At 63.7% G+C, this 15,963-nt stretch carries 20 protein-coding genes; 8 read left to right on the top strand and 12 right to left on the bottom strand.

Translation table 11 applies throughout. The annotated features are described in order from the left end of the window. Window positions 1-119: 119 nt before the first annotated feature. A complete protein-coding gene (locus E8Q40_RS01735) occupies window positions 120-1,121 on the top strand; it encodes a D-glycerate dehydrogenase (RefSeq protein ID WP_137042767.1) in 1,002 nt (333 codons plus the stop codon). 111 nt (window positions 1,122-1,232) lie between these two features. Here E8Q40_RS01735 and E8Q40_RS01730 read toward each other — a convergent pair whose 3' ends face one another. Continuing rightward, entirely contained in the window at window positions 1,233-1,448 is a 216-nt protein-coding gene (locus E8Q40_RS01730) for a hypothetical protein (protein ID WP_137042766.1), read from the bottom strand. Between the two features lie 168 nt (window positions 1,449-1,616). Continuing rightward, window positions 1,617-2,423: a molybdopterin-synthase adenylyltransferase MoeB gene (locus tag E8Q40_RS01725; protein WP_137042765.1), complete on the bottom strand. Its 807-nt coding sequence runs from the start codon at window positions 2,421-2,423 to the stop codon at window positions 1,617-1,619. Between the two features lie 123 nt (window positions 2,424-2,546). On the opposite strand from E8Q40_RS01725, the gene E8Q40_RS01720 reads away from it, so the two are divergent. Further along, window positions 2,547-4,250: a serine protease gene (locus E8Q40_RS01720; protein ID WP_137042764.1), complete on the top strand. Its 1,704-nt coding sequence runs from the start codon at window positions 2,547-2,549 to the stop codon at window positions 4,248-4,250. 151 nt (window positions 4,251-4,401) lie between these two features. Here E8Q40_RS01720 and E8Q40_RS01715 read toward each other — a convergent pair whose 3' ends face one another. Further along, window positions 4,402-5,175: an enoyl-CoA hydratase gene (locus E8Q40_RS01715; protein ID WP_137042763.1), complete on the bottom strand. Its 774-nt coding sequence runs from the start codon at window positions 5,173-5,175 to the stop codon at window positions 4,402-4,404. Between the two features lie 125 nt (window positions 5,176-5,300). Further along, window positions 5,301-6,167 carry a bifunctional DNA-formamidopyrimidine glycosylase/DNA-(apurinic or apyrimidinic site) lyase gene (gene mutM, locus E8Q40_RS01710; RefSeq protein WP_137042762.1) on the bottom strand — a complete coding sequence of 289 codons (867 nt, stop codon included), beginning with the start codon at window positions 6,165-6,167 and terminating at the stop codon, window positions 5,301-5,303. Between the two features lie 79 nt (window positions 6,168-6,246). On the opposite strand from mutM, the gene ubiE reads away from it, so the two are divergent. Continuing rightward, window positions 6,247-7,017 carry a bifunctional demethylmenaquinone methyltransferase/2-methoxy-6-polyprenyl-1,4-benzoquinol methylase UbiE gene (gene ubiE, locus E8Q40_RS01705; RefSeq protein WP_137042761.1) on the top strand — a complete coding sequence of 257 codons (771 nt, stop codon included), beginning with the start codon at window positions 6,247-6,249 and terminating at the stop codon, window positions 7,015-7,017. Continuing rightward, window positions 7,014-8,585 (top strand): 2-polyprenylphenol 6-hydroxylase, encoded by a 1,572-nt coding sequence (gene ubiB, locus E8Q40_RS01700; RefSeq protein ID WP_137042760.1) that lies wholly within the window; start codon window positions 7,014-7,016, stop codon window positions 8,583-8,585. Before ubiE ends, ubiB begins: the two co-directional genes overlap by 4 nt. Window positions 8,586-8,653: 68 nt before the next feature. Here the strand turns inward: ubiB and E8Q40_RS01695 are convergent, their stop codons facing one another. The 5 genes from E8Q40_RS01695 to E8Q40_RS01675 are packed head-to-tail and all read right to left on the bottom strand — an operon-like array spanning window position 8,654 to window position 11,291. Then, window positions 8,654-9,193, bottom strand: coding sequence for an SRPBCC family protein (locus E8Q40_RS01695; protein ID WP_137042759.1), 540 nt, complete (start codon window positions 9,191-9,193; stop codon window positions 8,654-8,656). A gap of 2 nt (window positions 9,194-9,195) precedes the next feature. Further along, entirely contained in the window at window positions 9,196-9,549 is a 354-nt protein-coding gene (locus E8Q40_RS01690; protein WP_137042758.1) for a DUF1428 domain-containing protein, read from the bottom strand. Between the two features lie 29 nt (window positions 9,550-9,578). Then, window positions 9,579-10,079 (bottom strand): VOC family protein, encoded by a 501-nt coding sequence (locus E8Q40_RS01685; protein ID WP_137042757.1) that lies wholly within the window; start codon window positions 10,077-10,079, stop codon window positions 9,579-9,581. A gap of 36 nt (window positions 10,080-10,115) precedes the next feature. Then, window positions 10,116-10,826 carry a DUF899 family protein gene (locus E8Q40_RS01680; RefSeq protein ID WP_137042756.1) on the bottom strand — a complete coding sequence of 237 codons (711 nt, stop codon included), beginning with the start codon at window positions 10,824-10,826 and terminating at the stop codon, window positions 10,116-10,118. Window positions 10,827-10,865: 39 nt separating this feature from the next. Further along, entirely contained in the window at window positions 10,866-11,291 is a 426-nt protein-coding gene (locus E8Q40_RS01675) for a VOC family protein (protein WP_137042755.1), read from the bottom strand. A gap of 103 nt (window positions 11,292-11,394) precedes the next feature. Here E8Q40_RS01675 and E8Q40_RS01670 point away from each other — a divergent pair, with 103 nt between their 5' ends. Then, entirely contained in the window at window positions 11,395-11,889 is a 495-nt protein-coding gene (locus tag E8Q40_RS01670; RefSeq protein WP_137042754.1) for a MarR family winged helix-turn-helix transcriptional regulator, read from the top strand. A gap of 2 nt (window positions 11,890-11,891) precedes the next feature. Here E8Q40_RS01670 and E8Q40_RS01665 read toward each other — a convergent pair whose 3' ends face one another. From E8Q40_RS01665 to E8Q40_RS01655, 3 genes are read right to left on the bottom strand one after another with little or no spacing between them, the layout of a single operon-like run. Beyond that, complete coding sequence (locus tag E8Q40_RS01665) at window positions 11,892-12,560, bottom strand: glutathione S-transferase family protein (RefSeq protein ID WP_137042753.1); 669 nt, start codon at window positions 12,558-12,560, stop codon at window positions 11,892-11,894. A gap of 4 nt (window positions 12,561-12,564) precedes the next feature. Further along, window positions 12,565-13,056 (bottom strand): SRPBCC family protein, encoded by a 492-nt coding sequence (locus E8Q40_RS01660; RefSeq protein ID WP_137042752.1) that lies wholly within the window; start codon window positions 13,054-13,056, stop codon window positions 12,565-12,567. Next, entirely contained in the window at window positions 13,040-13,444 is a 405-nt protein-coding gene (locus tag E8Q40_RS01655; RefSeq protein WP_137042751.1) for a helix-turn-helix transcriptional regulator, read from the bottom strand. Before E8Q40_RS01655 ends, E8Q40_RS01660 begins: the two co-directional genes overlap by 17 nt. A 147-nt stretch (window positions 13,445-13,591) precedes the next feature. Between E8Q40_RS01655 and coaBC the strand changes: the two genes are divergently transcribed. The 3 genes from coaBC (at window position 13,592) to E8Q40_RS01640 (ending at window position 15,933) form a co-directional block, all read left to right on the top strand. Next, a complete protein-coding gene (coaBC, locus tag E8Q40_RS01650) occupies window positions 13,592-14,986 on the top strand; it encodes a bifunctional phosphopantothenoylcysteine decarboxylase/phosphopantothenate--cysteine ligase CoaBC (RefSeq protein WP_137046535.1) in 1,395 nt (464 codons plus the stop codon). A 17-nt stretch (window positions 14,987-15,003) separates the two neighbouring features. Then, the gene (gene dut / locus E8Q40_RS01645; RefSeq protein WP_137046534.1) at window positions 15,004-15,435 is read left to right on the top strand and encodes a dUTP diphosphatase; all 432 of its coding nucleotides are present in this window, start codon (window positions 15,004-15,006) and stop codon (window positions 15,433-15,435) included. An 84-nt stretch (window positions 15,436-15,519) separates the two neighbouring features. Next, entirely contained in the window at window positions 15,520-15,933 is a 414-nt protein-coding gene (locus tag E8Q40_RS01640; protein ID WP_137042750.1) for an Rrf2 family transcriptional regulator, read from the top strand. The last annotated feature ends 30 nt before the right edge of the window (window positions 15,934-15,963 follow it).

Genomic DNA, 15,963 nt, shown 5'->3' with positions numbered 1-15,963 from the left:
CTGATAGGAAACGGAAGGAATTTGAAGCTCGCAGTCACGGACCGGCAGTCTGTGCCAGCGCGGTTAATGAGCCCTGAACGCCACGCTTTTCGACCCAATCCATCGAAGTTCCGAAGCCAATGGTGAAACAGAAGAAGCCCGTCGTCGTCGTCACCCGCAAGCTGCCCGAAGCGATCGAGCTGAGGATGCGGGAACTGTTCGATGTCCGCCTCAACGCCGACGACAGGCCGATGAGCGCGGCTGACCTCGCCGAGGCGGTCAAGACCGCCGACGTGCTGGTCCCGACCGTGACCGACAAGATCGACTCGGCGCTCCTGTCCAAGGCCGGCGAGCAATTGCGGCTGATCGCCAATTTCGGCAACGGCGTCGACAATATCGATGTCGCCACCGCGGCTCAGCGCGGTATCACCGTGACCAACACGCCGGGCGTGCTGACCGAAGATACCGCCGACATGACCATGGCGCTGATTCTCGCCGTGCCGCGGCGCCTTGCCGAAGGCGCGCAGGTGCTGATCTCCGACAAGGACTGGAATGGCTGGTCGCCGACCTGGATGCTCGGCCACCGCATCTGGGGCAAGCGTCTTGGCATCATCGGCATGGGCCGCATCGGCCAGGCGGTGGCGCGGCGCGCCCGCGCCTTCGGCCTGCAGGTGCACTATCACAACCGCCGCAAGGTGGCGCCGAAGATCGAAGAAGAGCTCGACGCGACCTATTGGGAAAGCCTCGACCAGATGCTCGCCCGCATGGACATCGTGTCGGTGAACTGCCCGCACACGCCGGCGACGTTCCATCTTCTGTCGGCGCGGCGACTGAAGATGCTGCGGCCCGAGGCCTACATCGTCAACACGGCGCGCGGCGAAGTCATCGACGAGAATGCGTTGGCGCGGATGCTCGAAGCCAGCGAACTCGCCGGTGCCGGTCTCGACGTGTTCGAGCATGAGCCGGCGGTCAATCCGAAGCTGGTCAAGCTCGCCAAGGCCGGCAAGGTGACGTTGCTGCCGCATATGGGCTCGGCAACGCTCGAAGGCCGCGTCGACATGGGCGAGAAGGTCATCATCAACATCAAGACCTTCATGGACGGCCATCGGCCGCCGGACAGAGTCTTGCCGAGCATGTTGTAAAGTGCGGAAGCACAGCTTGTAGCCCGGATGTAGCGCAGCGAAATCCGGGAGCGGCCGCCCCGCATTGCGCTTCGCTCCATGCGGGCTACGAGCGACGCGCGAACCGCACCTTCACTCCCGCGGCGCCTTGCGGCGTTCGGGCTGTTCGTTTTCCCCGCGCATCATGCGCTTGAAGTACATGCCGCGATGGCCGCATTTCGGACACGGCACGGAGAACTCCATCGCCACGCTGCCGGGCTTGGCGATAAAGATCGGCGTGTTGCACTTGAGGCAGTCGACGATGCCGCGGTCGCGCGGAATGCTCTGACTGTGCTGCACATGTGACATGGCACTGAACCCAACTCACCGGTTCGGATACATAAAAGCTCCACCGGAATTGAGTTCAGTTTGACCGAAAAATGCTGGGCCGCCGTTAAGCGGATGGCAACGGACACGTTAAGATCGGTTAGCGATAAGGGATGCCAAGCAGATAACGCGCAGCCGCGTTAATGCCGATCAACCACGAAGTCGCGAAGATGCGGCCGAACCGCTGAGCGGATTGTCCTTGTCCCAGGCGTAATCGAGCGTTTCGAAGCGCATCGAGCGCGCGTCGATCATCAGCAAGCGGCCGACGAGCCCTTCGCCGAAGCCGACGATCTCGCGGATCACCTCGAGCGCCATCATCGAGCCGAGAATGCCGGGCAGCGCACCGAGAATCCCGGCTTCCGAACAGGTCGGGATCGTGCCGGCGGGCGGCGGCTCGGGAAACAGACAGCGATAGGTCGGGTTGGGCACGCCGTCGGTGCGCCGCTCATGCGCGCGGATCGTCGTCAGCGACGCATCGAATACGCCGAGCGCGGCGGTAACGAGCGGCTTCTTCGCAACGTAACACGTGTCGGACACCAGATAGCGCGTCTCGAAATTGTCGGAGCCGTCGGCGACGATGTCGTAACTCTCGATCAACGGCAGCGCGTTGCCGGCATTGAGGCGCTCGTTGTGCACCTCGACTTTCACATGCGGATTGAGACGGGTAATCGCCTGCGCTGCGCGCTCGGCCTTGGACGCGCCAATATCGTCTGTGCCGAAGATGACCTGACGCTGCAGGTTGGACAGCGCCACTGCGTCGTCGTCGACGATGCCGATGGTGCCGACGCCGGCGGCGGCGAGATAGAGGAGCAGCGGCGCGCCGAGCCCACCGGCACCCACCACCAGGACACGGGCGGCCTTCAGCTTCGCCTGACCCGGGCCGCCCACCTCGCGCATGACGATGTGGCGGGCGTAACGTTCGAGTTCGTCGCGGCTGAGCGGGGGGGTGGCTGTCATTTGCCGTCAATTTAACACTCAAACGCGTCGAAACGAGCCGGTTAATGCAATTTTCGGCCGGCGGTTGCACCCCCATCCTGTTCGGCTAAGGTGACCCGATTGGTTAGTATTGAGTAAATGGCGATGCGTTTCGGACCCATTTTGGCGGTGACGGTGGCGCTGGCGCTTGCCAGCGGCATGGGCACCGGCTCGGCCGCCGCGCAGCCGGGCGGTCCCGATTCCGCGCCCTATCCGGTCGAAGACGCCGCGCCCGCGCACGCCGACAAACCTGCTCAGGCCAAGACGGCCAAACCGTCGGGCAAGTCCACCGATAAGTCCGCGGACAAGCCGGCCGACAAGCAGGCCGGCGTCGCACCGCCAGCGAGCCCTTTGCCGCAACCGAAACCCGAAGCGCTGAAGACATCGGCCGCCCTCACGCCGGATACCAAAACGCCGGAGGCGAAAGCCCCGGATAAAAGCGACGCACCGGCAGCGACGGCTATACCGCGACCAAAACCGGAAGTTCTGAAAACGCCGGCTGCGGCCGAGGTCGTGGCTATTGCGCCAGGCCCGGACGCCGCGGCGTTGCCCGATGCCAAGCCCACCAACCCCGCAAGAGAAGCCGCAGCAGAAGGCGACACACTTTACGGCAACGCCGCCGACGAACGTCTGCTGATCCAGGCGGCGCTGCTGTGGTCGGGCGACTTCACCGGCGCCGCCGAGAACGGCGACGATCCGCTCGCCGTTGCCATCAAGAATTTCCAGAAGCGCAAGAACTACAAGGTCACCGGCACGCTGACGGACCGCGAGCGCCATGAGCTCGTCGGCGCGGCACGAACCTATCAGGACGAGTTCGGCTGGAACGTCGTGGTCGATCCGGCGACCGGCATCCGCATCGGCCTGCCCACCAAGATGGTGCCGCTGGCGCGCGAAGGAAAGCGTGGCACGCACTGGTCGTCGCGTTATGGCGACGTGCAGGTCGAGACGTTCCGTTATGTCGAGCCGGGCCAGAAACTGTCGGCGCTGTTCGAACGTGAGAAGCAGGAACCTGCGACGCGCAAGGTTGAATACAGCATCCTGCGCGACGACAGTTTCTTCATCAACGGCCTGCAGGGCCTGAAGAAATTTTCGGTGCGCGCCCAGATCCGCAATGGCGAGGTGCGCGGCTTCACCATGCTGTACGATCAGGCGATGGAAGGCATCGTCGCGCCGGTGATGGTGGCGATGGCCTCGGCCTTCTCGCCCTTTCCGCAGCGCGCCGCGCCGTTCGCGACCTTGGCGAAGTCGGTTGAGTACGGCACCGGGCTCATCGTCAGCGCGCAGGGTCACATCGTCACTGATGCGCGGCTGACGCAAGGCTGCCAGGTCATCGTCGCCAACGGATTCGGCGATGCGGAGCGCATCGCCGAGGACAAGGACAAGGGGCTGGCGCTGCTGCGCGTCTATGGCGCGCGCCACATGACGCCGCTGGCGCTGCCGCGCCATACCACGGCGGCGAAGGGCGACGTCACCATCGCCGGCATTCCCGATCCGCGCGCAAATAACGGCCGCGCGACGCTCACGGAGATCAAGGCGAAGCTGACCGGCGCCGCGCTTGACTTGCGCGACTCGGTACCTATGGCGGGCTTTTCGGGCGCGGCGGCGATCGATGCCAATGGCCGGTTCGTCGGACTCACCGAAATGCGCAACGCCGTGCTCGCCAGCATAGCGCCGGCGGTGCCGCCGGTACGCCTTGTGCGCGCCGATGCGATCCGCGCCTTCCTCGATGCGCAGAAAGTGGCGCAGCCGGTGGCTTCCGTCACCGACCCGCGCGAGGCGGTGGTGCGGGTGATTTGTGTGAGGAAGTGACTATGGTCGTCCCCGCGAAGGCGGGGACCCATATCCCCTGCCGTCTCGATCAAGAGCGCAGGCTAAGGAATTTCATCGAACGTACTGCGCCATAGCGTCGTCGGAGACTATGGGTCCCCGCCTTCGCGGGGACGACCAACATTTCTGCGAGCTACTTATTCTTCCACACCGGCTTGCGCTTCTCGACGAAGGCTTTCATGCCTTCCTTCTGATCTTCGGTGGCGAACAGCGCGTGGAAGATGCGGCGCTCGAAGCGCAGGCCTTCGGCGAGCGACGTCTCGAAGGCGGCATCGACCGATTCCTTGGCTGCCAGCACCGACGGCAGCGACATGCCGGCAATGGTCTCGGCCGCTTTCATCGCTTCGTCCATCAATTGCGCCGCGGGCACGATGCGGGCGACGAGACCGGAGCGCTCGGCCTCGGCGGCATCCATCATGCGGCCGGTGAGGACGAGGTCCATCGCCTTGGCCTTGCCAATGGCGCGCGCGAGGCGCTGCGTGCCGCCGATGCCGGGAATGACGCCGAGCTTGATCTCGGGCTGGCCGAACTTGGCGGTGTCGGCGGCGATGATGAGATCGCACAGCATGGCGAGTTCGCAGCCGCCGCCGAGCGCAAAGCCGGCGACCGCGGCGACCACCGGCTTGCGGGTCTTGGTCGGCGCATGCCAGTCGGCGGCGAAATTGCCGAGATAGGCCTCGATGAAGGACTTGTCCGCCATCTCCTTGATGTCGGCGCCGGCGGCGAAAGCCTTGTCGCTGCCGGTGATCAGCAGACATCCGATGGCGTCGTTGTTCTGGAAGTCGATGACCGCCTGATTGAGTTCGCCCATCAGCGCGCGGTTAAGCGCGTTGAGCGCATTGGGGCGGTTGAGCGTGATGACGCCGACGCGGCCCTTGGTGTCGACGATGATGTTTTCGTAAGCCATTTCAATTGTCCCCGGCATTTGCGGTCGTCATGGCCGGCTTCATGCCGGCCATCCACGTCTTTGCGACATTAAAGCCAGACGTGGATGCCCGGGACAAGCCCGGGCATGACGAGCCAATAGGCTCGTCACTTCTGACACGACGGACAATAGAACGTCGAGCGACCGTTCTGCACGATGCGTTTCACCGTGCCCTTGCCGTCCGGGCACTTCTGCCCTTCGCGGTCGTAGACCAGAAAATTGTGCTGGAAATCGCCGAGCGAACCGTCGGCGCGGCGGTGGTCGCGCAGCGACGAGCCGCCGGCCTTGATGGCGTCGTTCAATACCGCCTTGATGGCCACGACCAGCGCGATGGCGCGCTCGTTCGGTCTGCCGTGACGATCGGCGATCGTCGAGGCCAGCCGCTTCGGCGACAGATGCGCGCGGTACAAAGCCTCGCAGACATAGATGTTGCCCAGCCCAGCGACGACGCGCTGGTCGAGCAGCGCGGCCTTCAGCGATGTCTTCTTGGCCTGACAGGCGGCGGCGAGCATCGCCGCGTCGAATTCATTGCCGAGCGGCTCGGGGCCGATGCTTTTCAAGAGCGGCTCGGATTCGAGTTTGGCGCGCGGCACCAGCTTCATGGAGCCGAAGCGGCGTGGATCGTTGAAGGTGACGATCTCGCCATTCGACAGATGGAAGACGACATGATCGTGCGCCGCGCTCTTGGATTTCTCGTGATAGTAGACGCCCGGCCGCGATTCATGTCCGACGCGGAACGAGCCCGACATGCCCAGATGCATGACCAGCACGTCGCCGGACGACAGGTCGGCGGTGAGATATTTGGCGCGGCGGCCGAGGCCCTCGACCGTCTGGCCCTCGATGCGCTTCTCGAAGTCCTTGGCGATCGGCCAGCGCAGGCCGCGATGCCGTACCTCGACCTTGTCGATGCGCGCGCCTTCCATGGCGGGGGCAAGGCCCCTGCGTACCGTCTCGACTTCGGGCAATTCGGGCATGGTTTACCGCTCCGGGCGTGATAGATAGCGTGCCGCGGCCCGGCGCGCTATGGTCCTGCCCGCAAAGGATTATTGGCTGATGAGCAAGGCTCAAGAACCGCACCAAGAGACGCATTTCGGCTACCGCGACGTGCCCCTCACCGAGAAGCAGGGGCTGGTCGACGACGTGTTCCACTCGGTGGCCAAGCGCTACGACCTGATGAACGACCTGATGTCCGGGGGACTGCATAGGGCCTGGAAGGACGCGCTGGTGACGGCGGTCAATCCGCCCAAAGGCGACCGCGATTTCGCGCTGCTCGATCTTGCCGGCGGCACCGGCGATGTCGCCTTCCGCGTGGCCGAGGCCGGTGGCTTCGGCACCCGCGTCACCGTCTGCGACATCAATGCCGAGATGCTCGCCGTGGGCCGCGAGCGCGCCGAAAAGCGCGGCCTCGACGGGCAGGTGACCTTCGAGCAGGGCAATGCCGAGGAGCTGCCCTATGCCGACAAGAGCTTCGACTGCGTCACCATTGCTTTCGGTATCCGCAACGTGCCGCGCATCGACAAAGCACTGCGCGAGGCGCATCGCGTCTTGAAATACGGCGGCCGCTTCCTCTGCCTCGAATTCTCGTCGGTCGATGTGCCCGGTCTCGACAAGCTCTACGAGCTTTACTCTTTCCAGGTGATCCCGCGCGTCGGCGAGCGCGTCACCGGCGACCGCGAGGCCTATCAGTACCTCGTTGAGTCGATCCGCAAGTTTCCCAAGCCCAAGGTCTTCGCGCAAATGATCACCGACGCCGGTTTCCGCCGCGTCTCGTTCACGCCGATGACCGGCGGCGTGGTGGCGATGCATTCGGGCTGGAAATTGTGATCTCGGCCGTTTCCCACCTCATTCGTCTGTCCCGCGCCGGCTATGTGTTCGCGCGCGAAGGTGTATTCGGCCTCGTCGATACGCGGCCGCTGCCGATGCCGGCGCGCACCGGCATCGCGCTGGCGCGGCTGATCGAGCGGCGCTCATCGCGCAACGGCGAGAGCCGGCTCGCCGCGGCGCTGCGCCGCCTCGGCCCGACTTACGTCAAGCTCGGTCAGTTCCTGGCGACGCGGCCGGACGTCGTCGGCACCGTGATCGCGCGCGATCTTGAATCGTTGCAAGACAAGATGCCGGCGTTTCCGCAGGCCGAAGCGGAGGCCGTGGTCGCGGAAGCGCTGGAACGGCCGCTCACAAGTGCCTATGCGAGCTTCGGTCCCTCGGTGGCGGCGGCCTCGATCGCGCAGGTGCATCGCGCCGAAGTCGATGTCGATGGCGTGCGCAAGCCGGTCGCGGTGAAGATCCTGCGCCCCGGCGTCGAACGGCGCTTCCGCGTCGATCTCGACGCTTTCTATTTCGCCGCGCGCAATGCCGAAGCTTTGTCGCCTGAAGCGCAGCGCCTGCGCTTTGTCGAAGTCGTCAACACGCTCGACCGCTCGGTGCGGCTGGAGATGGATTTCCGCCTCGAGGCCGCGGCGCTATCGGAGATGGCGGAGAACACCAAGGACGATCCGGACTTCCGCGTGCCCGGCATCGACTGGGACCGCACCGCGCGCGAAGTCCTGACCATGGAGTGGGTCGGCGGCACCAAGCTCAACGACCGCGCCGGGCTGGAGGCCAAGGGTTTCGACCTGCCGGCGCTCGGCCGCATCGTGATCCAGAGTTTCCTGCGCCATGCGCTGCGCGACGGCTTCTTTCACGCCGACATGCATCCGGGCAATCTGTTCGTCGACGACGATGGAAGGCTGGTCGCGGTCGATTTCGGCATCATGGGCCGGCTAGGCCCCAAGGAGCGCCGTTTCCTCGCCGAAATTTTGTTCGGCTTCATCACCCGCGATTACATGCGCGTCGCGCAGGTGCATTTCGATGCCGGCTATGTGCCGCGGCATCATTCGGTCGAGGCCTTCGCGCAGGCGATCCGCGCCATCGGCGAGCCGATTCACAACCGGACGGCCGAAGACATCTCGATGGCGAAGCTGCTGACGCTGCTGTTCGAGGTCACCGGCATTTTCGACATGCGCACGCGGCCGGAGCTGATCCTGCTGCAGAAGACCATGGTGGTGGTCGAGGGCGTGGCGCGCACATTCGATCCGAAGCTCGACATGTGGAAGACGGCCGACCCGGTGGTGCGCGAATGGATTTCGCGCAACCTCGGCCCGATCGGCAAGCTGGAAGACGCGGTCGCCGGCGCCGGCAAGCTCGGCACCTTCGCCGCGCAGGTGCCGTCGCTGCTGCTGCGCGCCGGCACTGTGCTCGATCAGATCGACGACATCACGCGCAACGGCCTGGTACTGGCGCCAGAGACGGTCGAGGCCATCGGCAAGGCGGAAGCGCGGCGCAACCGCGCTACCGCCTGGGCGCTGTGGGTCATTGCCGCGCTGCTCGGCGCGATTTTGTGGATGCTGGTTTAGTAATCCGCAGGTATTTTCTTTCTTCCCCTCTCCCCTTGAGGGAGAGGGAAGAGAGTTTGACGCACCGCTTAACTTCGCTCCGCCGCCGACTTCAGCTTCGCCAGGCCGGCTTCCATGTCGCCGCCGACCATCTTGTCCATGTTGAAGAACACATGGATGACCTTGGCGAAAAACGGCGCAGTCCCCTGCATAGCCCAGGTGACGCTGGTGTCGGCGCCCTGCGGCGTCAACGTGAACGACACGTCATTGTCAGCGGCAATCGGCTTTGTCATGACGAGCCTGATGCCGACTTTCGACGGCGGCGTGCTTTCCACGATGGTCATGTTGCCGGCGCCAACCTTGCTGTCGCCATCCCACGCGTAAGTCGCGCCCTTACCCGCTGTCGCCGGTCCGAACGTACGCTTCATCTGCGGATCCTTGGTCTCGTAAGGCGACCACGCCGTCCACTGCCGATAGTCGTTGATGAGCGGAAAGATACGGTCCGCCGGCGCGTTGATGATCGTGGATCGCTGCACGACGAAACTGTCCGGCTTGCGCGCGGCGAGCAGGAGCACGACGGCGACGGCCCCGACAAGAACCGCCGCCACGACGAGGAGAGCGAATTTCATGGTCATTTCTCCACGATCGCCTTGAAGCCGCCGAAGATCATGCGCTTGCCGTCGAACGGCATTGTCGACATGTCCATCTTCAATCGCTTGTCGGACATCACCTTCTTCATGACGACATCGCGCGATTTGCGCGACTTGTACGTGATGTACGAGAAGATAACGACCTCGCCCTTCTTGAGCTTCACGCTCTGCGGAAACGACGTCCACTTGCCCGGCTTGACATCGTCAGCCACCGCTTCGACGTAAGACAACGCACCGTGCTCCATCCAGATCTTGCCGGCGAGCGTGGCGATCTTCTTGTAGGCCGCCACCTTCTTCTTCGGCACCGGCACGATGAATCCATCGACGTAGGTCATGCTCGTTTCCTCTTTCCTTGTCGTTTTCGTTATCTGCCTTCGTAGGCCTTCTTGACCGTCGCAAGGTCGAACTTCTTCATTTTCATGAAAGCGTCCATGGCTCGCTTTGCCGCGGCGCGATCCGGACCGGCCAGAATGTCACCCATGAAGTCAGGGAACACCTGCCAGGACAGACCGTATTTGTCCTTTAGCCAGCCGCATTGACTTTCCTGACCGCCATCGGCGGTCAGCGCGGCCCAGTAATAGTCGATCTCATCCTGCGTCTTGCAGGGTATCTGCAGCGAGACCGCCTCGTTGAACTTGAACTGCGGTCCGCCATTGAGCGCCATGAACGGCATGCCTTCGAGCTCGAACTCCACTGTCAGCACCGAATTCGCCGGCTTGCCGTGAATGTCCTGACCCGTGTCCGGGTAATAGGCGGTACGGCCGATCTTCGAATTCTTGAACACCGAGCAATAGAACTTCGCGGCTTCTTCGGCCTGTTTGTCGAACCACAAACAGGTCGCGAGCTTTTGTTTGACGACAGCCATGTTTCCTCCTTGGACGTATTCTTGAGGTCGACCGGCTCAGCGGCCGTAGTCGAGTTTCGGATACCAATCCGGTCGGCGGCCTTCGGGCGTGCAATCCAGCACTGTCCAGAGCGGCATCAGGTCCGGCGCGCCGCGCGGGTCCTGGCCCGGATCGGCGGTAGAGCCATCCATCTCGGCACTCCAGAAATGGCGCAAGGTGCCATCGCGCCGCGTGAAGACATGGAGGCCGGCGTCATCGCCGCCGTTTTCACCGATGGCATGGAAGTCGCGGCTGAACTCCCCGGACGGATCGGAGTAAAGCTTGAGGTCGCGCCAGCCGCGCTCATTCTTGAAATAAATGAGCCGTTCGATCGGCGAACGGGCCGTAATGGCGAGCGCGACATTCTGCATGATGTCACGCGCCTCGCCGTCCCATGCCGACAGCAGCGACGTGCACATTGGGCAGGGCCGTTCGCGCTGCGGGCCGTACATGTAAGTGTAGACAACGAGCGTCTGCTTGTCGCCGAACATGGCGTTGAGATCGGTCGGACCACTTTCGCCGATGAAGCGATAGTTCTTCATCGGGGCGCCGGGCGGCAATGCACGGCGCATCTCGGCGACGCGCTCGATGTGGCGGCGCAGTTCGATCTCCTCGGCAAGCAGCGCCGTGCGGGCTTTGCGATAGTCGGCACTCTCGCCCTTGATGCGGACGTCGCAGTTCTCGGCCAAAGTGAGGGCCGAAGGCAGTGTCGTATTGATATCGAGCATCACTTTCCTCCTTGCCCCGAATTGCCGGCTTGAGTCGCGTTACGGCGCGGTGACCACCATCCAGCAGACGCCGAACTTGTCGGCCACCATGCCGAAGCTGGATGCGAAGAAAGTCTTCATCAGCGGCTGCATCACGGCGCCACCGTTACTCAGGGCGTCAAACATTCGCTTCGCCCCCGCATCGTCTTTGACTGACAACGCCAGCGAGATGCCTTTGAAATCGGGCTTGCCGCTGGTCATGCCGTCGGTCGCCATCACGACGCTGTCGCCGACCTTGAAACTCGAATGCATGATCTTGTCGGCGGGCGGCATCGGACCGGCACAGCCATCACCGGACATGCCGCCGTCGGCCGGCGCATCCTTGAAGCGCATCATGACCTCAACCTGCGCGCCGATGGCCTTCTTGTAAAACTCTAGCGCTTCCTCGCAGCGGCCTTCGAAACTCAAATAGGGCTGAACTTGCATGTCGTTTCCTTCCCGGTGCGACGAGCCTTCATCGCTGTGCATAGGCGGCTCGCCCGATGGGGCTCGCCTTGACAAATAGGTTGATATCAACATATTATCCGGTATGTCAATACGCCACGGCAAGAAACAGGAAGCGGCGCGCGGACACGAGTCCAGCGCGCTGCCGGCCTTGCCGTTCGACAAGACCATTGAGGTGCGCGACGCCTGTCTCTGCCTGCACGTGCAGCGCGCGGCGCGGGCGCTGGCCCGGCGATTCGACGTGGTTCTGCGGCCGCTCGATCTGACCAGCGGCCAGTTCTCGCTGCTGACATCGCTCAATCGTCCGGAACCGCCGACCATCGGCAGCGTCGCGGAACTTCTGGCGATGGACCGCACGACGCTAACCGCCAACCTCAAGCCGCTGGAGCGGCGCGGGCTCGTCACCGTCGCGGTGGACAAGGACGACAAGCGCAGCCGCCGCCTCGGCATCACGCCCGCCGGCCGCGCCCTGCTGGCAGAGGCCTATCCGATCTGGCGTGAGGCTCACACCGCGCTCGAGTTCAAGATCAAGCACGGCAGCGCCGACGATCTGCGCAAGGCACTGATGGCGTTACTGTAGCGTCAGGCTGGCAGCCGCGGTTTCACGTCCATCGGCACCCAATCGAAGAAAGGCTCGGCTTCCTTGAGCGCACGCAGATAGGACGGCCGCCGCATCAGCCGCTCGTAATAGGCCTTCAGCTTCGGCGTCGTGTCGGTGATCGGCACCGCGCAATTGGCGTAGAACAAGGCCGGCGACGCAGCGCAATCGGCGAGTGAGTAGCTATCGCCCAACGCCCAGATGCCGTTGCCGATCTTGTCCTCGAAGATCGCGTAAGATTTTCCGATCGCTTCCTTCGCCTTCGCGACGCCATGAGGATCGCGCGCCTCGACTGGACGCAGATTGTCTTCGACGAGCTTGCCCTGCTTCTCCATGACATAGAGATCGAAGAAGCGATCCCACATCCGCGCCTGCCAGGCCGCATCGGTATCCGCCGGGATCAGGCGCGTGTGCGCATAATGCGTGTCGAGATAGTCGATGATCACGCTCGATTCGGCGATGGCGTGGCCCCGCTTCTCGTCCTTGAGAACCGGAAATTTTCCGACTGGCCACAGCGCACGCATCGGCGCACTCGACGCTTCGCTGGAGAGATCGACCACGATCGGCTCGAACGTAATGTCGTTCTCGTATAGCGCGATCAGCGCCTTGTGGCAGTAGGACGACAACGGATGATAGTAGAGCTTGAGCGTCACGAGCTCAGCTCCGCGCCATGGTGGCGACATAGCCCGCGAGCCGCGCCGTGGTTTCCTGCAGACCCTTTCCCGCGCCGTATTCCTTGATGACGAAATCGCGCATCTGCGCATCCGGGAAGACGCCGTGCCAGACGACGCGTGTGCGGCCGCCGCCGATGTCCTCGAAGCCAATTGTTTGAGAGAACCTGACCGGCTCCAGATCACCCTCACCGCCGCCGTGGCGATAGGCAATAAGCTTGTTCGTCTGAATATCCTCGAACGTAATCAGGTTCTTGTAATCGCGGCCGTCCGGTCCATGCATGACATAGCGCCACGTCCCACCCGACTTGAACTCGAAATGCGAGGTCGTGGTGGTGAAGCCGTTCGGCCCCCACCATTGCGCCAGATGCTTCGGATCGGTGAAGGCGGCAAACACCAACTCAACCGGCGCGTCGAATTCGCGGGTACCCTTGATGGCAACGGGATCGCTGAGATCGAGATCAGTCTTTGCGGGCATGGCTTCCTCCTTGACGCTTCACCGAACGGGTTTTCTTTTTCGGCGCCGGGCGATCGGCCTGCTGCGCCTTCATGACCTCGAGATAGCTTTCGAGCTTGTCCATGCTCTGGCTCCAGAGCTTGCGATATTCCGCGAGCCAGTGATCGACGCCGATGAGGCCTTCCGTATCGATCCGGCACGGGCGCATCTGCGCGTCGCGACCGCGGCTGATGAGGCCGGCATGTTCGAGCACCTTCAGGTGCCGCGAGATGGCGGGCAGGCTGATGTCGAACGGCTCGGCGAGTTTCTGCACCGAGGTCTCGCCGAGCGCGAGGCGCGCCAAAATGGCGCGGCGCGTCGGATCGGCGAGCGCAGCGAAGGTGGCGTTGAGACGGTCGGTGTCGGGCATTTTATTTAGCCAATGTGTTAAATAACAGATCGGTTAAATAGAGCCGGAGTTGGAGACTGTCAACGAGAAATGAGATAGTCTCCGATGATTGCACTGGCATCAGTGCAATCAATACTTTCTAGTACGCTGATCCAGTGGAGTTTTTCGATGGCGTCACTGACCGTCCGCCAGCTCGACGAGGCCCTAAAGCAGCAACTGCGCCTGCGTGCCGCCCGCAATGGCCGCTCGGTCGAGGACGAGGTGCGCAGCATCCTGCGCGAGGCGGCGGGCGAAACCGAGGCCCCGGCGCAGCCCCCCGCTCCTGCCGCCGGCGTAGCAGCGGCCACCGCGCCTCGGGTGCTCTTGATCATCGGCGGCGGCATCGCCGCCTACAAATCGCTCGATCTCATTCGCCGGCTCAAAGAGCGCGGCTATGCCGTGCGCTGCATTCTCACCGAAGCGGCGACGCAATTCGTCACGCCGCTCGCCGCCGGAGCGCTGGTCGGCGGCCGCGTCTACACCGATCTGTTCAATCCCGAGCACGAATTCGACGTCGGCCATATTCGCCTGGCGCGCGAAGCCGATTTGATCGTCGTCGCGCCGGCCACGGCCGACTTGATGGCAAAGATGGCGCAAGGCCTTGCTTCCGATCTTGCCACCGCCGTGCTGCTGGCAACGCGAGCGAAGATCCTGCTGGCGCCCGCGATGAACCCGGCGATGTGGTCGCACAAGGCGACGCAGCGCAATCTGACGCAATTGAAGGCCGACGGCGTTTCGCTGATCGGGCCCAATTCCGGGGAGATGGCGGAGCGCGGCGAACGCGGCCAGGGCCGCCTGGCTGAGCCGCTCGAAATCGCCAGCGCGGTCGATCGTCTGTTGAAGCCCGTGTCAGCGTCGCAACCGCTCAAGGGCAAACGTATTCTCATCACCGCCGGCCCGACCCATGAACCGATCGATCCGGTGCGCTATATCGCCAATCGCTCGTCAGGCAAGCAGGGTTATGCCATTGCGGCGGCAGCGGCCGATGCAGGCGCGGCCGTGACGCTCGTCAGCGGCCCGGTCAACCTGCGCAAGCCCGAGGGCGTGGACGTCGTCGACGTCGAGAGCGCGCGCGACATGCTGAGCGCAGTGGAAAAGGCGCTGCCGGCTGACGTCGCGATCTTCGCCGCCGCTGTCGCCGACTGGCGTGTCGCCAATGCCGGCGAACAGAAGATCAAGAAGCAGGCTGGCGCCGCGGTGCCGCAATTTTCGCTGACTGAAAATCCCGATATTCTTTCAACCATCGCCCACCGCACCCACAACCGGCCGCCGCTGGTGATCGGCTTTGCCGCCGAGACCGAAAACGTCATCGCCAATGCCAAGGCCAAGCTCACCAAAAAAGGCTGCGACTGGATTCTCGCCAATGACGTATCGCCGACGACCGGCATCATGGGCGGCGACAGCAACACCATTCACCTGGTCACGGCAAACGGCGTTGACGACTGGCCGCCGCAGAGCAAGGAAGAAGCCGCCGCGATGCTGATCGCGAAAATCGCCGCCGCCGTTGGGAAGGATAGAACTTGAACGTCGAACTCCGCATCATGCACCTGCCGCACGGCGAAGGCCTGCCGCTGCCCGCCTATCAAAGCGCGCTCGCCGCCGGCTTCGATCTCACGGCCGCGGTGCCGGAAGACGCGCCGCTCACTATCGCACCCGGCACGCGGGCGCTGGTGCCGACCGGACTGGCATTCGCGCTGCCCGAAGGCTTCGAAGCCCAGGTGCGGCCGCGCTCGGGACTAGCGATGAAGCACGGCCTCACCGTGCTCAACTCACCCGGCACCATCGACGCCGATTATCGCGGCGAGGTGCAGGTGCTGCTCGTCAATCTCGGTGCCGATTCGGTTGTTATCACGCGCGGCATGCGCATCGCCCAGTGCGTGATCGCAACCGTTACGCGCGCAACGATTACGGTGACGACGTCCCTCGACCAAACTGCCCGAGGGTCCGGCGGATTCGGCTCTACCGGGAGTTGAGAACAAATTTTGCCGCTTTTCGCTAGACGGACCGGCGACTGTAATCTATTACCACGGGGGTAATACCTTCCCGTGGTGCCGATAATGCCGCTCGTTTCCCGCAAAGGCGTTCTGGCCATTGCCGCTGTAATCGATGTGGCCATGAACTCCGATGACCGTCCGGTATCGGCCAAGGCCCTCGCCGCCCGCCACAAGCTGCCCCCTCGCCACCTCGAGCCGGTCCTGCAGGCCCTGGTACGCGACGGTATCCTCCGTGGCATTCGCGGCCCTCATGGCGGCTACGAATTGGCGCGCGAACACCGTCACATCACGGCCGAGGATATTCTGCGCGCCGCCTCCAGCACCGACGAAGCCGATGACGTGCCCGTGCCGCCTTCGGGCCTGGTGATCGATATCGTGCAACCCGCTCTGGCCGAAGCCGAGCGCTCGTTCTCGGCCGCGCTCGGCCGCATCAATGTCGATGACATGACCAAGCGGGCGCGCCACAACAGGGCCTAAGTCCGGCGCGCGCCGAAAACGTCGTCTCTC

Origin of the sequence: Pseudolabrys sp. FHR47 (assembly GCF_005153485.1) — a bacterium.
Taxonomy (GTDB): Bacteria; Pseudomonadota; Alphaproteobacteria; order Rhizobiales; family Xanthobacteraceae; genus Pseudolabrys.
Note: the sequence above shows the minus strand (reverse complement) of the source record. Positions and strands in the feature narration are given on the sequence as shown.

Coding starts and splice junctions, on each gene's coding strand:
- E8Q40_RS01720 (WP_137042764.1), top strand. CDS start 2,547: ATGCGTTTCGGACCCATTTTGGCGGTGACGGTGGCGCTGGCGCTTGCC.
- E8Q40_RS01715 (WP_137042763.1), bottom strand. CDS start 5,175: ATGGCTTACGAAAACATCATCGTCGACACCAAGGGCCGCGTCGGCGTC.
- ubiE (WP_137042761.1), top strand. CDS start 6,247: ATGAGCAAGGCTCAAGAACCGCACCAAGAGACGCATTTCGGCTACCGC.
- E8Q40_RS01695 (WP_137042759.1), bottom strand. CDS start 9,193: ATGAAATTCGCTCTCCTCGTCGTGGCGGCGGTTCTTGTCGGGGCCGTC.
- E8Q40_RS01730 (WP_137042766.1), bottom strand. CDS start 1,448: ATGTCACATGTGCAGCACAGTCAGAGCATTCCGCGCGACCGCGGCATC.
- dut (WP_137046534.1), top strand. CDS start 15,004: ATGCACCTGCCGCACGGCGAAGGCCTGCCGCTGCCCGCCTATCAAAGC.
- E8Q40_RS01725 (WP_137042765.1), bottom strand. CDS start 2,423: ATGACAGCCACCCCCCCGCTCAGCCGCGACGAACTCGAACGTTACGCC.
- coaBC (WP_137046535.1), top strand. CDS start 13,592: ATGGCGTCACTGACCGTCCGCCAGCTCGACGAGGCCCTAAAGCAGCAA.
- E8Q40_RS01735 (WP_137042767.1), top strand. CDS start 120: ATGGTGAAACAGAAGAAGCCCGTCGTCGTCGTCACCCGCAAGCTGCCC.
- mutM (WP_137042762.1), bottom strand. CDS start 6,167: ATGCCCGAATTGCCCGAAGTCGAGACGGTACGCAGGGGCCTTGCCCCC.
- E8Q40_RS01660 (WP_137042752.1), bottom strand. CDS start 13,056: ATGCCCGCAAAGACTGATCTCGATCTCAGCGATCCCGTTGCCATCAAG.
- E8Q40_RS01685 (WP_137042757.1), bottom strand. CDS start 10,079: ATGGCTGTCGTCAAACAAAAGCTCGCGACCTGTTTGTGGTTCGACAAA.
- E8Q40_RS01680 (WP_137042756.1), bottom strand. CDS start 10,826: ATGCTCGATATCAATACGACACTGCCTTCGGCCCTCACTTTGGCCGAG.
- E8Q40_RS01640 (WP_137042750.1), top strand. CDS start 15,520: ATGCCGCTCGTTTCCCGCAAAGGCGTTCTGGCCATTGCCGCTGTAATC.
- E8Q40_RS01675 (WP_137042755.1), bottom strand. CDS start 11,291: ATGCAAGTTCAGCCCTATTTGAGTTTCGAAGGCCGCTGCGAGGAAGCG.
- E8Q40_RS01670 (WP_137042754.1), top strand. CDS start 11,395: ATGTCAATACGCCACGGCAAGAAACAGGAAGCGGCGCGCGGACACGAG.
- E8Q40_RS01655 (WP_137042751.1), bottom strand. CDS start 13,444: ATGCCCGACACCGACCGTCTCAACGCCACCTTCGCTGCGCTCGCCGAT.
- E8Q40_RS01690 (WP_137042758.1), bottom strand. CDS start 9,549: ATGACCTACGTCGATGGATTCATCGTGCCGGTGCCGAAGAAGAAGGTG.